The sequence below is a fragment of the Halorubrum sp. CGM5_25_10-8B genome, from assembly GCF_005435095.1.
Classification (GTDB): Archaea; Halobacteriota; Halobacteria; order Halobacteriales; family Haloferacaceae; genus Halorubrum; species Halorubrum ezzemoulense.
In genome coordinates this window covers 123,382-139,590 of sequence record NZ_SGTY01000008.1, presented here as the reverse complement: position 1 = coordinate 139,590, position 16,209 = coordinate 123,382, and the positions used below count along the sequence as shown (strand labels likewise).

Sequence of the window (16,209 nt, the reverse complement as noted above, 5' to 3'; positions counted from 1 at the left end):
TAGCGACGCGGCGTTCGACTGACGCCGGCGGTCGGCTGGTGTCGGCGGGCGGGACCGATTACGCCGTGGTTTAACACGCGCTCGGTCGAACGGGGGGTATGGCACTCGCGGACCCCGATCTCTCGGACTCGACGGCGTTCATCACCGGAACGACGCGCGGCATCGGCAAACAGATCGCGCTCGCGCTCGCTGACCGCGGCTGTAACGTCGTCTCGACCGGCAAGACGACGGACGACGACGACTCCGAGCTGGCGGGGTCGATCGAGCAGACGGCCCGGGAGGTGCGCGAGCGCGGGCCGGAGGCGCTCGCGCTCGAACTCGACCTCCGCGACGAGGACCGCGTCGAGGCGGTCGTCGAGGAGGCGATCGACCGCTTCGGCGAGGTCGACATCGTCATCAACAACGCGAGCGCGATCCAGCTGGCGAACGTCGCGGACCTCCCGGCCGACCGGTTCGACCTCCTGACCGACGTGAACGTCCGCGGGACCCACCTCGTCGCGCACGCGTTCGCCGACCACCTCGCGGGGCTCGACGAGGCGTGGCTGTTGTCGAACTCGCCGCCGATCGTGACCGACCGCTCACCGGGGAAGGCGCCGTACGCGTGGTCGAAGCTCGGTATGTCGTTCATCACGCTCTCGCTCGCCGAGGAGCTGGCGAGCGACGACGTGGGCTGTAACACCTTCTGGCCGGTGACGACGATCGACACCCGCGCGACGCGCTACTTCGGGCTCGGGACGGAGGACGACTGGCGCACCCCCGAGGTCGTCTCCGACGCCGTCCTCGAGATCCTCGCGCGCGACCCCGCTGAGTGTACGGGCAACAGCTTCTACGACGAGGACCTGCTCCGCGAGGCGGGCGTGACAGACTTCTCCGCGTACAACGTCACCGAGGGCGACCCGGCCCCCATGTCCGCGCGGCTGTTCGCGCCCGAGTTCGAGCGCGAGGACTGAGCGGGTCGACTCACTCCGCGACCGCCGCCCGCAGCGCCGCGGTCGCCGCTTCCGGGTCCTCGGCGGCCGTGATAGCCGACAGCGCCGCCACGCCGGTCGCCCCCGCCTCGACCACCGGCGCGGCGTTCCCCGCGTCGACGCCGCCGATCCCGATCACCGGGAGGTCGACCGCGTCGGCGACCGCGGCGATCCGCTCCGTCCCGATCCCGTCGCGGTCGCCGGAGACGTCCTTCGAGTCGGTGCCGTAGACGGCGCCGACGCCAAGGTAGTCGGCCTCAGCGGCCTCGGCCTCGCGCGCCTGCTCCACCGTCGAGGCCGACACGCCGACGACGGCGCCTTCTCCCAGCCGCTCGCGGGCGACCGACACCGGGAGGTCCGTCTGCCCGAGGTGAACCCCGTCCGCGTCTATCGCGGCGGCGAGGTCGATCCGGTCGTTCACGAGCAGGGGGACGCCGGCCGCCGCGGTCAGCTCCCGGAGCCGGAGCCCCGTCTCGTACCGCTCGCGGTCGGTGGCCGCCTTGTCTCTGAGCTGGACGACATCGACGCCGCCGGCGAGCGCGGCCGCGACGACCTCGGGGGTCGACCGCCCCGCGGACCGGCTCACCGCGGTGACGAGGTATGTTCGCCACTTAGTGATATTCATGCGTAATTATCGGCCGCGAGTCGGTGAAAACGGTTGCGCTCCGACCGCGTCCCCACCCGCGACGGACAGACACAAGCCCGCCCGGCCCCTACGATAGTTCCATGTTCCCCCGGCTCCGGCGGATCGTCGCTCGCGTCGCGGAGGCGGTGGCGGGCGCGCTCGACCGGGCCGGCGTCATCGACCGGTCGCGGCTCGACGAGACGATGGGGCTCGCGTGGCCCCGGATCGTGACTGGGTTCGCGATCATGTCGAAGAACACCGTCGACCTCGCGGTGATCGGCTACGCGGTCGGCGTCTCCGCGGTCGCCGGGCTCGGGTACGCGTTCGCGTTCTGGCAGCTCGCGAAGTTCGTCTCCATCGGGCTCGCCGGCGGCACCGTTTCGCTCGTCTCGCAGAACTACGGCGGCGACGAGCGCGGGCGGGCGGGGCTCGTCGTCAAGCAGTCGCTGATCGTGGCCGCGCTGCTCGTCGCGCCGATCGTCGCGGGGTACGTCCTCGGCGCGGAGCGACTGGTCGCGCTCGTGGGCGGCGACGGCGCGGCGCTGTCCGCCGGGACGACCTACCTCGTCGTCACGGCGCCCGCGCTCGCCTTCGAGTTCTTCAACATGATCGCGAGCCGGACGTACGCCGGCGTCGGCGACACGGTCACTCCGATGGTCGCGCGAGCCGGCGGCGCGCTGTTGAACGTCCTCCTCACGACGTGGCTCGTCCTCGGGGCCGGCATGGGCGTGTTCGGGGCCGGGCTCGGTACCGCGGTCTCCATCGCCGCCGTCGGGCTCGTCCTCGCGTGGGGGATGTCCGGACGGTCGTACTTCGGCCGCGGCGCCTCGGCGGTCCCAGTCGGGCGCTCCGGGCCGTGGTTCGACCGCGGACTGACCCGGCAGCTGCTCCGCGTCTCCGCGCCGCTCATCGCGCGGCGCGTCGCCGAGGGGATCGTGGTCTTCCCGCTCCTGTGGATCGCGTCGTCGTTCGGCTCCGCGACGGTCGCCGCCCTGGAGGTCGGCCGCCGGGTCAGAGCGCTGCTCGGCAGCTTCAGCTGGGGGTTCTCGATCGCCGCGAGCACGCTCGTCGGCCAGCGGCTCGGCGCGGGCGAGGAGTCGCTCGCGACCGCGTACGGCCGCGACGTGATCGCGCTGTCGGCGGTCGTCTACGTCCTCGCGTCGGCCGCGGTGATCGCCGCCGCCGGCCCGATCGCCGGCGTGTTCGTCGACGATCCGGCCGCGGTGAGCGCGACCGCGGCGTTCGTCGTCGCCGCCGCGGTGAGCGCGGTGCCGCTCGGCGTCGACGGCTCGATCACGGGGTCGCTCCGCGGCGCGGGCGACACGCGCTGGCCCTTCCTCGCGTCGATGGTGGGACTGTACGTCTTCGCGCTTCCCGTCGCGCTGGTCGGGCTCGTCACGCCGCTCGGCGTCGGCGGCCTCTACGCGGCGCTGGTCGCGGAGAAGCTCGTCCCCGCCGGACTGAACGGCTACCGGTTCCGGTCGAACCGGTGGCAGGCCGTCAGCCGGCAGTACCGCCCCGACGCGGGCGAGGTGGAGGAAGAGGTCGGATAGGGCCGCGGGCGGATCGGGAGCCTACTCGTCGGCGACATCCTCGATCACTTCGACGCTGCCGGTGAGCTGCCGGTGGACGTACGGCATGTCAATCCCGGCGTCGTCGAACGCCTCCTTCACCGCGGTGACGTACTCGGAGCGCACGCGGACGAAGTCGCCGCGGTCGGGGTCCGCGATCCACCAGCGCGACTGGAGCCCGACGGCGGAGTCGCCGAGCTCGACGAGCCGGACCGAGACGCCCGGGTCGTCGAGGATCTCCTCGTGGGCCTCGGCCTTCTCGACGATGATGTCGGTCGCCGTCTCGATGTCGTCGTCGTAGCCGATCCCGAAGACGAACTTCTGGCGGAGCGTGTCGTAGGCGACGGGGTTCGTCACCGCGCTGTTCGCGAGATCACCGTTCGGGACGGTGACCAGTTCGTTGTCGAAGGTCCGGACCCGCGAGACGCGGAGATCGATCTCCTCGACGCGGCCGGACATGTCGCCCCACTGTATCCAGTCGCCGACCTCGAACGGCTTGTCCTTCAGGATGAACACGCCGGCGACGAAGTTGCCGAGGAGGTCCTGCGCCGCGAAGCCGACCGCGAGCGCGATGGCGCCGCCGAACACCGCGAACGCCGAGAGGAAGCCGCCGTAGCCGGCGACGGCGAAGCCGATGGCGATCGCCGCCACCCAGACCACGGCGTTGAGCACGTTCGTCCCGAGGCTCACAACCGCCTCGTCGAAGCCGCGCGACCTGACGATCCGTCGGAGCCCCGGAATGACGACGTACTTGCCGAGCAGCAGCACGGCCAGGAACCCGGCGACGAACCCGACCACCGAGGTCGCTATCGCCGCGACGTCGACCGCGGTTGTGACCGCGTCGAGCTGTAAGAGAAGCATCACCCGCCCTTTCACGAGGATATATAAAGAAGCTACTGGCGGCGCGGTTGTTTACGTCCGGTGGACGGACGGCCGCGTGGGAAACCGGTCGCTCGCACGGGGCAGCGGTCGCCGGCGGGAGACCGCGTCAGTCGCTCCGTACCGCGAGCGGTCCGTCGCCGCGGGCGACCGCGCGCAGCCGTCGACCGTGGACGTCGTCCGCCGCGATCCGCTCGCGGACCGCGGGCGGGATCCACGCCTCGCGACCGTCCGGTTCGGGCGCCGGCTCGACGCCCGCGGGGCGAACGTCGTCCGGGAGGTAGCGGGCGTACGTCGGGAGCCGCTCGCGGAGCGGGACGCCGCCGGCGTCGGCGACCGCCTCGAGCCCGCGGAGGTCGGGCCACTCGTACGCCGGGTTGATGTAGTCGTCCGTCACCGGCGAGACGCCGCCGAGGTCGTCGATCCCGCAGTCGACGAGGTCCGCCGCCGGCGAGAGGTTCGGCGGTACCTGAACGGACACCTCCGGCGGGAGCGCCGCGCGCGCCATCGCGACGACGCGGCGCATCGTCGCGAGGTCGGGCTTCGGGAAGTCCGAACGCTCGTTGGGGACGACGTTCTGTACTATCACCTCCTGGACGTGGCCGTGTCGCTCGTGGAGCTCGCGGATCGCGAGCAGGCTCTCGGCACGGTCGCGCCAGTCCTCGCCGATCCCGACCAAGATGCCGGTCGTGAACGGAACCCTCTGTCGACCCGCAGCGCGGATCGTGTTGAGCCGCTGGCCGGGCGTCTTCCGTCGCCCGCCGCTGTGCGCGTCCACGTCGGCGGTCGTCTCCAGCATGACGCCCATGGACGCGTTCACCTCGCGGAGGGCGGCGAACTGCGACTCCGTCAGGTCGCCGGGGTTCGAGTGCGGGAGCAGCCCCTCCTCCAAGGCGATCTCGCAGGCCCGGTGGAGGTACTCGTGGATCGAGTCGAACCCCCACTCGGCGAGCGTCTCGTGGACCTCGGTGTACCGGTCGTCCGGCTCGTCGCCGAAGGTAAACAGCGCCTCCGTACAGCCCGCGTCGGCGCCGACGCGGCACTGCTCGCGCACCTCCTCGGGCGACAGCAGCGACGCCTCCCCGGGCGCGTCGTAGTAGGTACAGTACGTACAGGTGTACCGACACGCGGTGGTGAGGGGAATGAAGACGTTGCGTGCGAAGGTGAGCCGGTCGGCCGCGTCGACGTCGCCCGGGCGGACGGAGAGCAGTCGCTCGACCGCCCGCTCGTCGACCGCGACGTCGACCCCGTACTCGTCGGCCCCGGCGAACACGGGCGTGACTCGCGGTCGATGTTTAAAAAGGATCGCGGTTGCGGATCCCCCGGCGACACCGCGAGTGGTTACGTTGGCGCCCCCTTCGGTCGCACGACCAATTTCGACGGCGCTCACTCTCGGACGACGCTCACGCGACCCTCGGACGCGTCGAGCGCGAAGCCGGCCTCGCGGAGCCACGTCGCCGCGCGCCCCTCGCCGTGGATCAGGACCTCCGCGAGATCGGCCGGCTCGTCGACGTCGGTGCCGAGCCGGTGCGAATCGACCGTCTCGAACGCCGCGCCGACCGCGGCCGCGATCTCGCGGTGGTCGAGGTACGACGCGCCGTGGTAGTCCACGCGGAACTCGGGGTGGGAGGCGACGAACGCGTTCGTGCCGCCGCCGCGACCCGGGGCGACGGCCACGTCGGCGTCGCGGCCGGCCGCGAAGAGCCGGTCGAGCGTCGCCGGCGTGGCGAGCGCGAGGTCCGCCATCACGACGGCGGTCGGCTCGTGCGGGCCGTCGGACTCGTCGTCGGCTCCCAGTCGCGTGTCGAGCGCCCCGTTGACCGCGTCCGTCAGCGGGCGGTCGTCGACGGTGACCGGCCGGTCGAGGTCGACCGCGTCGGTCGCCAGCACGCGCGGCTCACCGCCGGCGGCGGCGACGGCGTCGAGCACGTCGTCGAGCATCGCCCGCGCAAATGCCACGCGCTCCTCGGGGGCAAGAACGCTAGAGAGCCGCGACTTCGGGCGGTCGGTCGAAAAGGGAACGATGACCTCCATCGCGGGGAGCGGCGCGCCTCAGAACAGGGATTCCAGCTCGTCGCTGTCGTCGCTGACGAGCTCGTCGAGGTTGTCGTCGCTCTCCTCGCGGATCTCGTCTAAGTTGTCCTGCGCCTCGATGGCGACCTGCTGGAGCTCCTTGATCCGCGGGACGTTCGTGACCCCCGCGAGCAGGATGACGGTCGCGACGAAGCCGGCGCCGCGGTACGGGTAGTCCCCGCCGCGGACCTCCATCGAACCGGTCTGCTCTTCGAGCCACTTCCGCCCGCGCTCGATGCCCTTCCGGTTGAGGTACTCGGGCGGACCCGCGAGCACGAGCAGCGCGCGCTCCGCGCCCTCGATCTCGCAGGGGAGCGTGAGCCGGCCGAGCGCCGCCTTGCGGACGAGGCTGGTGATCCGGTTCGTGGTGTGCGCGCTGTCGAGCTCGTCGTCGTCGCCGTCGTCGCGCAGCCGCGAGAGCAGGCCGCCCGAGGAGCGCTCCTCGACCTCCTCCTCCGCGTAGCCGACCGTGGAGACGCCGCCGCCCGAGAGCGTGTTGATGATCTCGGAGGAGTCGACAACGCTCTCGGCGACCTCCTGGCCCTGCTGGATCTCGCCGGCGCCGAAGAGGATGCCGAACCGACGGACGATCTCCTCGTTGATCTCCTCGTAGCCGCCCTGAACGGACTCGCCCGTCTTCCGCCAGGCGTCGTTGTCGAACACCATGAGGTTGTCCACCTCGCGGACGAACGTCTGGAACGACCGGGCCGCGTTGAGGGTGTAGATACCACCCTCGTCGCTGCCCGGCAGGATGCCGAGCCCGTAGACGGGCTCGGTGTAGATCCGCTTGAGGTGCTTCGCGAGCACCGGTGCGCCGCCGGAGCCCGTCCCGCCGCCGAGACCGGCGACGACGAGGAACGCGTCGACCTCGTGGACCGGGATCGAGTCGATCGCGCCCTGAACCTCGTCGATGTCCTCCTCCGCGATCTCCGCGCCGAGCTCGTTGTCCGCGCCGACGCCGTGGCCCTTCACGCGCGACTGGCCGATGAGGACGCGCTGGTCCTCGGAGATGTGTTCGAGCCCCATGAGGTCCGCCTTCGCCGTGTTGACGGCGGCGGCCGCTCGAACGATCTCGGAGCCCGTCCGCTTGTCGTACTCCAAGAACTTGTCAACTACTTTACCCCCCGCCTGGCCGAATCCGATCATTGCGAGTTTCATCGTGTGCTCCCTCCGCGTTTGAACTGAACAGAGCGTGATCTCGTATATAAGCCTTCGGTTGGCGTTACCAGCGTTGAGATTATGACAGTTGACATGTTCGCGCTCCGCGTCATCTGACCCCGAGGTGCTCCCCGAGCGTGGTCAGGTCCGCGGCGTCGACGCCGAACGCGCCGACGTCGCTGTCGGCGGTCGTGTTGTCGAACTTCAGCGACCGATACTGGTCCGGCCCCATCGGGAACCCGGGGACCGCGCCCAACACGGAGAGCCCGACCTTCGCGAGCGGCATGGGGAGCGGGACGATCGTGACGCCCTTCTTTTCGGCGTCGTAGACGAGGTCCGTGACCTGCCGGAGCGTGAGCACCTCCGGGCCGCCGATCTCGTAGGTCTCGCCGACGTGCTCGTCGTCGGTCACCGCGGCGGCGATCATCGGGACGAGGTCCTCCACGTGGATCGGCTGGAACCGGGTCTTCCCGCCGCCCGGGAGGGGGTACAGCGGGACGCCCGGCGCGAACATCCCCTTCAGGCGCTTGGTGAACGAGACGAACTCGCCGCCCTCGCCGAAGACGACGGAGGGGCGGAAGATCGTCCAGTCGAGGTCGCTGTCGCGGACGATTTCTTCCGCCTCGCCCTTGGCGCGGATGTAGGCCGTGTCGCCGTTCGGGTCCGCGCCGAGCGCGCTCAGCTGGACGAACCCGTCGACGCCGCCGTCCTCGGCGGCGCGGACGAGGTTCTCCGTGCCGCCGCGGTGGATCCTGTCGTGCATACGGTTGCCGCCCTCGGGTTCGAACAGGGGCGAGAGCGCGACCAAGTTCACGACCGCGTCGTGACCGTCGACGGTCGACGCGATCGAGTCGTAGTCGGTCACGTCTCCGCTGGCGCCCGTCACCCCGTCCGCCGTCCCGTCGGGCGAGCGAGAGAGCGCGGTCACCGCGTGACCGTCGTCCGCGAGCGCGCGACAGAGGTGCGAGCCGATAAAGCCGGTCCCCCCGGCTACCAACACTTTCATGCGATCCGTATCGCGTGGAAGGCCCGTAAACCTACCGCGGCGTCAGACGCGCCCCCGAAATCCGGCGCAGAGGCGACCGAAACGGACCCGAGCGCCCGGATCACTCCTCGTCGGGAACCGGGACCGTCAACACCGGAACGGGCGCGCTCCGCAGGGTCCGTTCGGCGACGCTCCCCAGCAGGTATTGCCCCACGCCGGTCCGGCCGTGGGTCCCCATCGCCACGAGGTCGACCCCGGGGTCGTCGACGTACGCCCGGATCCCGCGGGCGGCGGAGGTGGCGACCTCGACCGCGCCGACCGCGTCCAGTCCGGCGGCCTCGACGCGCTCGACGCCCTCGGCGACCGCGTCGTCGGCGTACTCGGAGAGGGTGTCGACGTGGTCTCCGATGCCCACGTCGCCGGTGTCGACGACCGAGAGGACGTGGACGGTCGCGCCCGCTCGCTCCGCGACCGGCAGGGCTCGGTCGAGCGCGGCGGTCGCTGCGGGGCTCCCGTCGGTCGGCACCAGAATGTCCTCGTACGGGTACGGGACCGTTTCGTCGCCCGGACGGAGGGCCAACACCGGTACCGGCGACTGGCGGACGACGCGCTCGGTGGTGCTCCCGACGAGGTGTTCGACCCCCTGCCGCCCCCGCGTCGACATCGCGACGAGGTCGGCGTCGACCTCCTCGGCGTACGCGGTGACCGTCTCCGGGACCCCACCCTGCCGGACCGCCGTCTCCGCGTCGACGCCGCGGTCGGCGGCGCGGGCGGCCGCCTCCTCGACAATCGATTCCCCCTCACGCTCTAACACGTCGACCACGTCGCCGCCGATCCGCGTCACGCTGTCGCGGGTGGTGTCCGCGACGTGGAGCACCTGGACCGTCGCGCCGTGGTCGGCGGCGATCGCGAGGATGTGGTCGAAGGCCGCCGCGGCCGCGTCGCTGCCGTCGGTGGGCACGCAGATCCGTTCGAACATACGGCCATGGTCGCGGCCGCGCGTGAAAAACGCTCGCGTCGTCTCGGCCGTTCCCGGAACGCCGTCTCGCGGCGTGTGTCGCGTCGCCCTGCGGCGTGCGTCACGTCGTTACGCGGCGTCGTCGTCCGGGTCCGCGCCGGTCGCGGCGTCCGCACCCTCCTCATCGTCGCGTCGCTCCACCCGGACCGTCGAGATGCGCGCGCCGTCGACGGCGGTGACTTCGAAGGAGAATCCCGCCGCTGCGGCGACGTCGCCGATTTCGGGCGAGCGCCCGATCCGATCGAGGACGAACCCGCCGAGCGTCTCGTAGCCGTCGCCGCTGAGGTCGGTCCCCAGCGCGTCGTTGACGTCGGAGAGGGCGACCGACCCGTCGGCCTCGTGCGCCCCGTCACCGGTCCGCCGGATCGTGTGGCGGTCGTCGGCCACGTCGAACTCGTCGCGGAGGTCGCCGACGAGCGCCTCGGCGACGTCTTCGACCGTCGCGATCCCCTCGAAGGCGCCCCACTCGTCGATCACCGCCGCCACCTGTCGGCGCTCGTCGCGGAACTGGACGAGGAGGTCGCTCGCGCTCGTCGTCTCCGGGACGACGAGGATCTCTCGGGCGAGGCCGCCCGCGGTGGCGCCGTCGTCGCCCTCGGCGGTCGCGCGCAGCACGTCCTTCGCGTCCACGAAGCCGACGACGCGGTCGGCGTCGTCGCGGTCGACGACGGGATACCGCGTGTGGCCGGCCTCGAAGATCGTCTCGCGAATCGCCGCCAGCGACGCGTCCGCCGGCAGCGAGACCACGTCGGGACGCGGAACCATCAGCTCGCGGGCCGCGGTGTCGTCGAGCTCGAAGACGCCCTCGATCATCGCCACCTCGGACTCGTCGACGTGCCCGGCCTCGCCGGCGCGGGCCAGCACACGACGGATCTCGCGCTCTTCGAGGGTCTCGTCGCTCTCGGAGGCGGGCGGGACCCCGATCAGGCTCGTGAAGGCGTTCGCGGTGCCGTTGAACACCGCGATGCCGGGCGAGAAGATCAGGTACGCCAGCTTCATCGGCGGCGCGAGCAACAGCGAGATCCGCTCCGCCTGCGCGATCGCGATCGTCTTCGGCGCCAGTTCGCCGAAGACGACGTGGAGGAAGGTGATGAACGAGAACCCGACCGCGAACGCGACGAGGTGGACCAACCCCTCCGGCAGGAGCGGGCCGAGGACCGGCTGGATGAGCGCCGCGACCGCCGGCTCGCCGATCCACCCGAGACCGAGCGACGCGAGCGTGATCCCGAGCTGGGTCGCCGCGAGGTAGTCGTCGAGGTTCGTCATCACCTCCCCGAGCGTCTCCGCGCCCGCCTGCCCCTCCTCGACCAGCTGTTCGACCGAGGTGGCACGGATCCTGACGAACGCGAACTCCGAGGCGACGAAGAAGCCGTTCAGGACGACCAGAAACAGCGCGGCCGCGACCCGCGAGAGTGAGACGGCGACGGCTACCATTCGCGCCTCCCGGGCCCGCGGCGAGCCGGTGAGCCGACGGCGGTGCGTGAGTCCACGTTCATGGCGGCCGTTCGCGGAGGGGTCACTAAAAAGACATGCGAACGCCGCACGCGAGGGAGAAGGGCCGGTCCCTGGACCGGACCCGCGCCGTTTATTCCTCGCCGCGGCGGAACGCCACCATGCTGATCACGCTGGAGGGGCTCGACGGGAGCGGCAAGACGACGGTCTGGGAGGCGCTCCAAGACGTGTACCCCGACGCGACGTTCACCCGCGAACCGACCGACAGCTGGTACGGAGAGGCGGTGGCCCGATCGATGGGCGACTCGGAGGCCGACCCGCTCGCGGAGCTGTTCCTCTACACCGCCGACCACGCGAACCACCTCTCGGAGACAGTTCGACCGGCGCTCGCGGACGGCGACCTGGTCGTCTCCGACCGGTACTCGGACTCGCGGTTCGCCTATCAGGGGGCGACGCTCGCACGGACCGACGCGGATATCAAGCGGCCGCTGGAGTACGTCCGCGGGATCCACGCCGCGTTCTCGCACCCGCCGGACGCGACGATCTACCTCGACCTGGACCCCGAGACGGCGGCCGAGCGCGCCGGGCGAACCGACAAGTTCGAGCGCGACGGCTACCTCGCGGCCGTGCGCGACAACTACGAGCGCCTGATCGACGCCGAGCCCGGGCGGTTCCACCGGGTCGACGCGACGCGGGCGCCAGAGGACGTGGTCGCTCGGGTCGAGGAGGTCGTGACCGGGCTCGTCGACCGCTGACGGCGTCGCGGTCGAGCCCTCTCAGCGCGTGTCCGGGAGTTCGTACTCGTCGGGCGGCGTGAGGTAGAGGTAGTCGATGGCGGCGCCGAGCGCCATCGGGAGCGCGATCAGAAGCGCCAGCAGGATCGTCGAGCTCCCGACGTTGATCCCGGTCCCGACGCCGAGCGCGCCGGTGAAGACGAGCGTCGAGACGAGCAGCAGGATCGGTGTCAACACGAGCGTGTACAGGATCGACCCCCACGACGTCGAAAGCTGAATCCGGAAGAACCGGGTCGCGACCCCGGCGAGGAACGTGTGGAACGCGACCAACGCGAGGAGGCTGCCGAACCCGAACAGCGCGAGCATAGTCGCCGTACGATCCCCCGACACTTCCCCCTATCGACCTCAGACGGGCCCGCCGCCGCCCTGCTGTCGCGCGGCCGAGAGCAGGTCCGAGACGGGTGCCGTGTACTCGTAGCCCGGGATCACACCTTGGACGTACGTGCCCTCGACGAAGTCGATCAGGGCGCCCGCGTCGTCGACGCCCCGCCGCTCGTTGATGTCCGAGAGCGCGTAGGTGATCGCGATCTCGTCGTCGTCGCGCTCGACGGCCGGATCGAAATCCCGATCCTTGCGGGTGACGCCGCCGACATCGACGGCGCGGCGCTCGAACGTGTCGACCCAGCCGTCCTCGACCACGTCCGCGACCTCGTCGGCGGTGGCGGCGGAAAGCATTGGCACGCGAACGGTAACGGTGAACCGGATGCGCCCCTCGCCGGCCGGCTCGGCCCGGACGCGCCCGTCGAACGCGGTCGTCGTCGACACCCAGCCGTCGCCGTCGCGCTCGAACGAGCCGTGGTCGCCGAACGCGCGCCGGACTCGGCCGGGGAGTTCGTCGGCCGCGTCGGCGTCGTCGTCCTCGGTTTCGGTCATACTTATCCGGAGGTGACGCGGCCTGAAAAGCCGCTCGCGTCGCCCGCGCGAGCCGGGCATCGCCCCGTCGCCGACGGCCCCGTCGCACCCGTCACCGATACGGGCACACCGAGCCGGTACGTCGGGCGCTTTTATGCGTCGACCGACGAGACGAGGTATGGCTGACCGGTTCCGGTCCACGGAGGGACTGATCGACGCGCTCGCGACCGCCGAGTTCGACCGACCGCCGGCGCTCGTGAGCAACGCGCACATCACCGGGCTCGGGGTCGCGCGCGCCCTCGATGCCCACGACGTGCCCGTCATCGCGCTCGACCGCGCGGGCGACGGCGCCGACACCGAGGCCGAGACCGTCGCACACGACGGCCTCGCGCCCCCCTCTGGCGCGGTCGACTACGCGGGGGCGGTGACGTACCCGCTCGACGACCTCGACGGGTTCCGCGAGGACGTGGAGGCGATCGTCGACGCGGCGGGCACCGAGGCCGTCGCGTTCGGCTGCATGGACGAGTGGGCGCTATCGTACGCCGAGGCAGACCCCGATGGCGTCCGGCTCCCGTTCGCCGGGAGCGAGACGCTCGACGACGTGCTGAACAAGTCCGAGCTGTACGCGACCTGCGAGGAACTCGGCGTGCCCTACCCGGAGACGTACCGGCTCGAAGCGACCGCGGCGAGCGGGACCCGCGAGGCGGACGCCACCGTCGACGAGGCCGCGGCGGCGCTCGGCTTCCCGCTGGTGGTGAAACCCGAACTCAAGCGCGACTTCGAGGAGGCGTTCGGTACCAACGTGATCGAGGTCGCGGACCGCGAGGAGTTCGCGGACGTCGTCGCGGCCGCGGCCGACGAGGGCATCGCGGTGATGGCCCAGAAGCGCGTCGACATCGCGACGGGACGGGACCACTCGCTGGCCTCCTACGTCCCCCCGTCTGGGAGCGACGACGCGCTCGCGGTGGTCGGCAACGCAGCGGTCCGGTACCCGCGAAACTTCGGCACCTCCTGTCTCGTCGAGACCGCGAACGAGCCGGCGATCCGGGAGCACGCGCTCGCCGTCCTCGATGACGCGGGCTACCACGGGATCAGCGAGGCGGAGTTCGTCTACGACGCCGACCGCGAGGAGTTCCTGCTGCTCGACGTCAACACCCGGCCGTGGAAGTGGATCGGGATGCCCGTCGCCGCGGGCGCGAACCTCCCGATGGCCGCCTACGCGGCGGTCACCGACGCGACCTACGAGTCGTCCGGAATCGAGCCGATGCGGTGGGTGTACCTTCGCGACTACCTCTCGCTGCTCGCGGGCGACGACGCGTTCTGGGACCAGCTGTCGGCCGCCGACTGGCGGCGGCTCGTCTCCGGCGCGTTCGAGCGCGAGGGCGACCTGACGGCGGGCGTCTACCGCCCCTCGGACCCCGATCCGGCCGCGAAGCTGCTAGAGACCGAGTTCGTCGACCGCGAGTACTACTGCTCCTGTTGAGGCGCCCCCGACCGGGAGACGCGTGAGCGACCGCGGAACGCAACGATTAGTTCGCCCGCCGACACAGGGCGCGTATGGACTTCTTCGAGGCGCTCGCGGACCGGATCGAGGCCGTCGACAGCGTCGTCTCGGTCGGGCTCGACCCCGACCCGAGCCGGCTCCCCGACGCCGTGGCCGACGCCGATCTACCGCGGTGGGCGTTCAACCGCCGGATCATCGACGCCACCCACGAGCACGCCGCCTGCTACAAGCCGAACGCCGCGTTCTACGAGGATCCGGACGGCTGGCGCGCGCTGCGCGAGACCGCGGCGTACGCCGAGGGGAAGGGCGTCCCCGTCCTGCTCGACGCGAAGCGCGGCGACATCGGCAACACGGCGCGGCGGTACGCCGAGGTGCTCGACCACGTCGACGCGATCACGGTGAACCCCTACCTCGGGCGCGACTCGCTCCAGCCGTTCCTCGACCGCGCTGACAAGGGCGTGTTCGCGCTCTGTCGCACCTCGAACCCCGGCGGCGCGGACCTCCAGGATCTCGAACTCGCCTCCGGCGAGCCGCTGTACGAGCGCGTCGCGGCGCTCGCGGACGTGTGGAACGCGAACGACAACGTCGGACTCGTCGTGGGGGCGACGACGCCCGAGGAGCTGGAGACGGTCCGCGAGATCGTCCCCGAGATCCCGTTCCTCGTTCCCGGCGTCGGCGCGCAGGGGGGCGACGCCGAGGCCGCGGTCGAACACGGGCTCGCCGAGCGCCCGGACCTCCCGGTCGACGTCGGGCTCGTGAACTCCTCGCGCGGGATCATCTTCGCAGGCGAGGAGTCGAGCCGGCCCGGCGACGAGGCGACGTACTTCGGGGCCGCGGGCGACGCGGCGAAGCGACTCAAGAAGCGGCTGAACCGGCACCGCTGAGCCGTCGCGTCGCGACGCGTTAGCGCCGCCCGGCGACGCAGGCGGTACAGGCTCGGGCCGTCTCGTCCCAGTGGTCGTCGCAGACGGCGCGGCCGCAGCGGTCGCAGGCGCGGCTCGCGGTAGCCGCCTCGCAGATCTGGCACAGTCCAGTGCGGCTCACGGCGGCGGTTGGGTCGGACGGCTTATGACGATCGGGGGCGACCGCCCGGTATGCGCCAGTTCGTCGTCATCGGCCGCGACGTGCCAACCGATCCGGACGCGATATCGCTGTCCGACATCCCCGGGGCCGGCCGGCTCGACCTCCTCTGCCGGTGCGTGAGCGCCGGCGTCTTCCTCTCGCACGGCATCCGCGAGTCCGTCCGGGTCCACCTCGCGATCGCCGACGAGTTCACCGTCTCCTTCGACTCCGACGCGCTCCGGCACCTCCACCCCGACGAGCGCAACGTCGCCGCGCGGGTCCGCGACGCGCTCGACGCGCGAGACGAGGCGATCGGCCACATGCCCGCAGACGTCTCTCCGGGCGTCGAACTCCGCCGGATGGGGCTCGACGCGACGCTCGACCGGCTCGTCGGCGCGGACGGCCGCGGCCCGGACGGGACGCTCGTCCAGCTCCACGAGGACGGCGCCCCGCTCATCGACGCCGAACCGCCGGAAGATCCGGTGTTCGTGCTCTCGGACCACCACGACTTCGCGCCGGACGAGGCGGCTGCGGTCGACGAGCGCGCCGACCGCCGGCTCCGGGTCGGCCCCGAACTGCTCCACGCGGACCACGCGATCACGGTGGTCCACAACTGGCTCGACACCGACGGGTACGCCAGCTACTGACTGCGGGACGGATGACCGCACCACCCCCCGGCAGCGACCCGTCGCCGCCCGACCGAGAGACCACGACCGCGCCCGACGCGGACTCCCGATTCGCGGTTCCACTCCGCGGGGTGGCCGTCGACCCCGAGACGCGCTGCGCCCACTGGGACGACCCCGTCGACGTGGTCGCGCTCCGGTTCGGCTGCTGCGAGGCGTACTACCCCTGCGACGCCTGCCACGACGCCGCGACCGACCACGAGGCGGTCCCGTGGCCCCGCGACCGCTTCGACGATCCGGCGGTCCTGTGTGGCGTCTGCGAGACGACGATGACCGCGAGCGAGTACCTCGACTGCGACGATACGTGCCCGGCGTGCGGCGCCGCGTTCAATCCCGGTTGTCGGAAGCATCGGAGCCGGTACTTCGAGGTGGCGGGCTCGGGGGACGAGGACGGTGACGACGGTTTATAACTGATGGCGCGGCAGCGGTGGCGTGTGCCTGCGAGCGCCCGACGGGCGCGAGTCAGGACGCGCGAGGGAGTCAGGCGCGACGAGGGCGACTGAAGGGAGCCCGCAGGACGCGCCTGACGAGGCTGGGGAGGCGTGAGGTGCGGTTGCGGTGCGGGACGGGACTCGAAGGGGCAGT

The 16,209-nt window shown here is 71.5% G+C and carries 18 protein-coding genes; 7 read left to right on the top strand and 11 right to left on the bottom strand.

Features of this window, described 5'->3' with window-relative positions:
- Positions 1 to 98 precede the first annotated feature (98 nt).
- Positions 99 to 950 (top strand): NAD(P)-dependent oxidoreductase, encoded by an 852-nt coding sequence (locus EXE51_RS09475; RefSeq protein WP_049932940.1) that lies wholly within the window; start codon positions 99 to 101, stop codon positions 948 to 950.
- A gap of 10 nt (positions 951 to 960) precedes the next feature.
- On the opposite strand, the gene thiE is transcribed toward EXE51_RS09475, so the two are convergent.
- A complete protein-coding gene (gene thiE / locus EXE51_RS09470) occupies positions 961 to 1,593 on the bottom strand; it encodes a thiamine phosphate synthase (RefSeq protein WP_137692577.1) in 633 nt (210 codons plus the stop codon).
- Positions 1,594 to 1,694: 101 nt separating this feature from the next.
- Here thiE and EXE51_RS09465 point away from each other — a divergent pair, with 101 nt between their 5' ends.
- Positions 1,695 to 3,146: an MATE family efflux transporter gene (locus EXE51_RS09465; RefSeq protein ID WP_137692576.1), complete on the top strand. Its 1,452-nt coding sequence runs from the start codon at positions 1,695 to 1,697 to the stop codon at positions 3,144 to 3,146.
- 21 nt (positions 3,147 to 3,167) lie between these two features.
- Here the strand turns inward: EXE51_RS09465 and EXE51_RS09460 are convergent, their stop codons facing one another.
- The 7 genes from EXE51_RS09460 to EXE51_RS09430 all read right to left on the bottom strand — a co-directional run bounded on the left by EXE51_RS09460 (position 3,168) and on the right by EXE51_RS09430 (position 10,711).
- Positions 3,168 to 4,025 carry a mechanosensitive ion channel family protein gene (locus EXE51_RS09460; protein ID WP_089308744.1) on the bottom strand — a complete coding sequence of 286 codons (858 nt, stop codon included), beginning with the start codon at positions 4,023 to 4,025 and terminating at the stop codon, positions 3,168 to 3,170.
- A 127-nt stretch (positions 4,026 to 4,152) separates the two neighbouring features.
- Positions 4,153 to 5,316: a 7,8-didemethyl-8-hydroxy-5-deazariboflavin synthase subunit CofG gene (gene cofG, locus EXE51_RS09455; protein ID WP_137692575.1), complete on the bottom strand. Its 1,164-nt coding sequence runs from the start codon at positions 5,314 to 5,316 to the stop codon at positions 4,153 to 4,155.
- 113 nt (positions 5,317 to 5,429) lie between these two features.
- Positions 5,430 to 6,077, bottom strand: a complete 648-nt coding sequence (cofC, locus tag EXE51_RS09450) for a 2-phospho-L-lactate guanylyltransferase (RefSeq protein WP_137692574.1) — start codon at positions 6,075 to 6,077, stop codon at positions 5,430 to 5,432.
- An 18-nt stretch (positions 6,078 to 6,095) separates the two neighbouring features.
- The gene (locus tag EXE51_RS09445; RefSeq protein WP_176450647.1) at positions 6,096 to 7,274 is read right to left on the bottom strand and encodes a tubulin/FtsZ family protein; all 1,179 of its coding nucleotides are present in this window, start codon (positions 7,272 to 7,274) and stop codon (positions 6,096 to 6,098) included.
- 109 nt (positions 7,275 to 7,383) lie between these two features.
- On the bottom strand, positions 7,384 to 8,280 hold the full coding sequence (locus tag EXE51_RS09440; RefSeq protein ID WP_049932933.1) for a complex I NDUFA9 subunit family protein: 897 nt from the start codon (positions 8,278 to 8,280) through the stop codon (positions 7,384 to 7,386).
- Between the two features lie 100 nt (positions 8,281 to 8,380).
- A complete protein-coding gene (locus EXE51_RS09435; protein WP_086215995.1) occupies positions 8,381 to 9,238 on the bottom strand; it encodes a universal stress protein in 858 nt (285 codons plus the stop codon).
- A gap of 108 nt (positions 9,239 to 9,346) precedes the next feature.
- Entirely contained in the window at positions 9,347 to 10,711 is a 1,365-nt protein-coding gene (locus EXE51_RS09430) for a hemolysin family protein (protein WP_137692573.1), read from the bottom strand.
- 179 nt (positions 10,712 to 10,890) lie between these two features.
- Here EXE51_RS09430 and tmk point away from each other — a divergent pair, with 179 nt between their 5' ends.
- Entirely contained in the window at positions 10,891 to 11,484 is a 594-nt protein-coding gene (gene tmk, locus EXE51_RS09425; RefSeq protein ID WP_137692572.1) for a dTMP kinase, read from the top strand.
- A gap of 21 nt (positions 11,485 to 11,505) precedes the next feature.
- On the opposite strand, the gene EXE51_RS09420 is transcribed toward tmk, so the two are convergent.
- Together EXE51_RS09420 and EXE51_RS09415 are read right to left on the bottom strand one after the other, a co-directional pair.
- Positions 11,506 to 11,829 carry a hypothetical protein gene (locus EXE51_RS09420; RefSeq protein ID WP_049932929.1) on the bottom strand — a complete coding sequence of 108 codons (324 nt, stop codon included), beginning with the start codon at positions 11,827 to 11,829 and terminating at the stop codon, positions 11,506 to 11,508.
- Between the two features lie 39 nt (positions 11,830 to 11,868).
- A complete protein-coding gene (locus EXE51_RS09415; RefSeq protein ID WP_049932928.1) occupies positions 11,869 to 12,396 on the bottom strand; it encodes a DUF5813 family protein in 528 nt (175 codons plus the stop codon).
- Between the two features lie 157 nt (positions 12,397 to 12,553).
- On the opposite strand from EXE51_RS09415, the gene EXE51_RS09410 reads away from it, so the two are divergent.
- Both EXE51_RS09410 and pyrF read left to right on the top strand, forming a co-directional pair.
- The gene (locus tag EXE51_RS09410; RefSeq protein ID WP_137692571.1) at positions 12,554 to 13,858 is read left to right on the top strand and encodes a carboxylate--amine ligase; all 1,305 of its coding nucleotides are present in this window, start codon (positions 12,554 to 12,556) and stop codon (positions 13,856 to 13,858) included.
- Between the two features lie 74 nt (positions 13,859 to 13,932).
- Positions 13,933 to 14,763, top strand: a complete 831-nt coding sequence (pyrF, locus tag EXE51_RS09405) for an orotidine-5'-phosphate decarboxylase (protein WP_137692570.1) — start codon at positions 13,933 to 13,935, stop codon at positions 14,761 to 14,763.
- A gap of 19 nt (positions 14,764 to 14,782) precedes the next feature.
- On the opposite strand, the gene EXE51_RS17740 is transcribed toward pyrF, so the two are convergent.
- Positions 14,783 to 14,923 carry a hypothetical protein gene (locus tag EXE51_RS17740; RefSeq protein ID WP_167373098.1) on the bottom strand — a complete coding sequence of 47 codons (141 nt, stop codon included), beginning with the start codon at positions 14,921 to 14,923 and terminating at the stop codon, positions 14,783 to 14,785.
- A 50-nt stretch (positions 14,924 to 14,973) separates the two neighbouring features.
- On the opposite strand from EXE51_RS17740, the gene trmY reads away from it, so the two are divergent.
- Both trmY and EXE51_RS09395 read left to right on the top strand, forming a co-directional pair.
- The gene (trmY, locus tag EXE51_RS09400) at positions 14,974 to 15,588 is read left to right on the top strand and encodes a tRNA (pseudouridine(54)-N(1))-methyltransferase TrmY (RefSeq protein ID WP_049932925.1); all 615 of its coding nucleotides are present in this window, start codon (positions 14,974 to 14,976) and stop codon (positions 15,586 to 15,588) included.
- Positions 15,589 to 15,599: 11 nt separating this feature from the next.
- Complete coding sequence (locus EXE51_RS09395; RefSeq protein WP_137692569.1) at positions 15,600 to 16,034, top strand: CHY zinc finger protein; 435 nt, start codon at positions 15,600 to 15,602, stop codon at positions 16,032 to 16,034.
- The last annotated feature ends 175 nt before the right edge of the window (positions 16,035 to 16,209 follow it).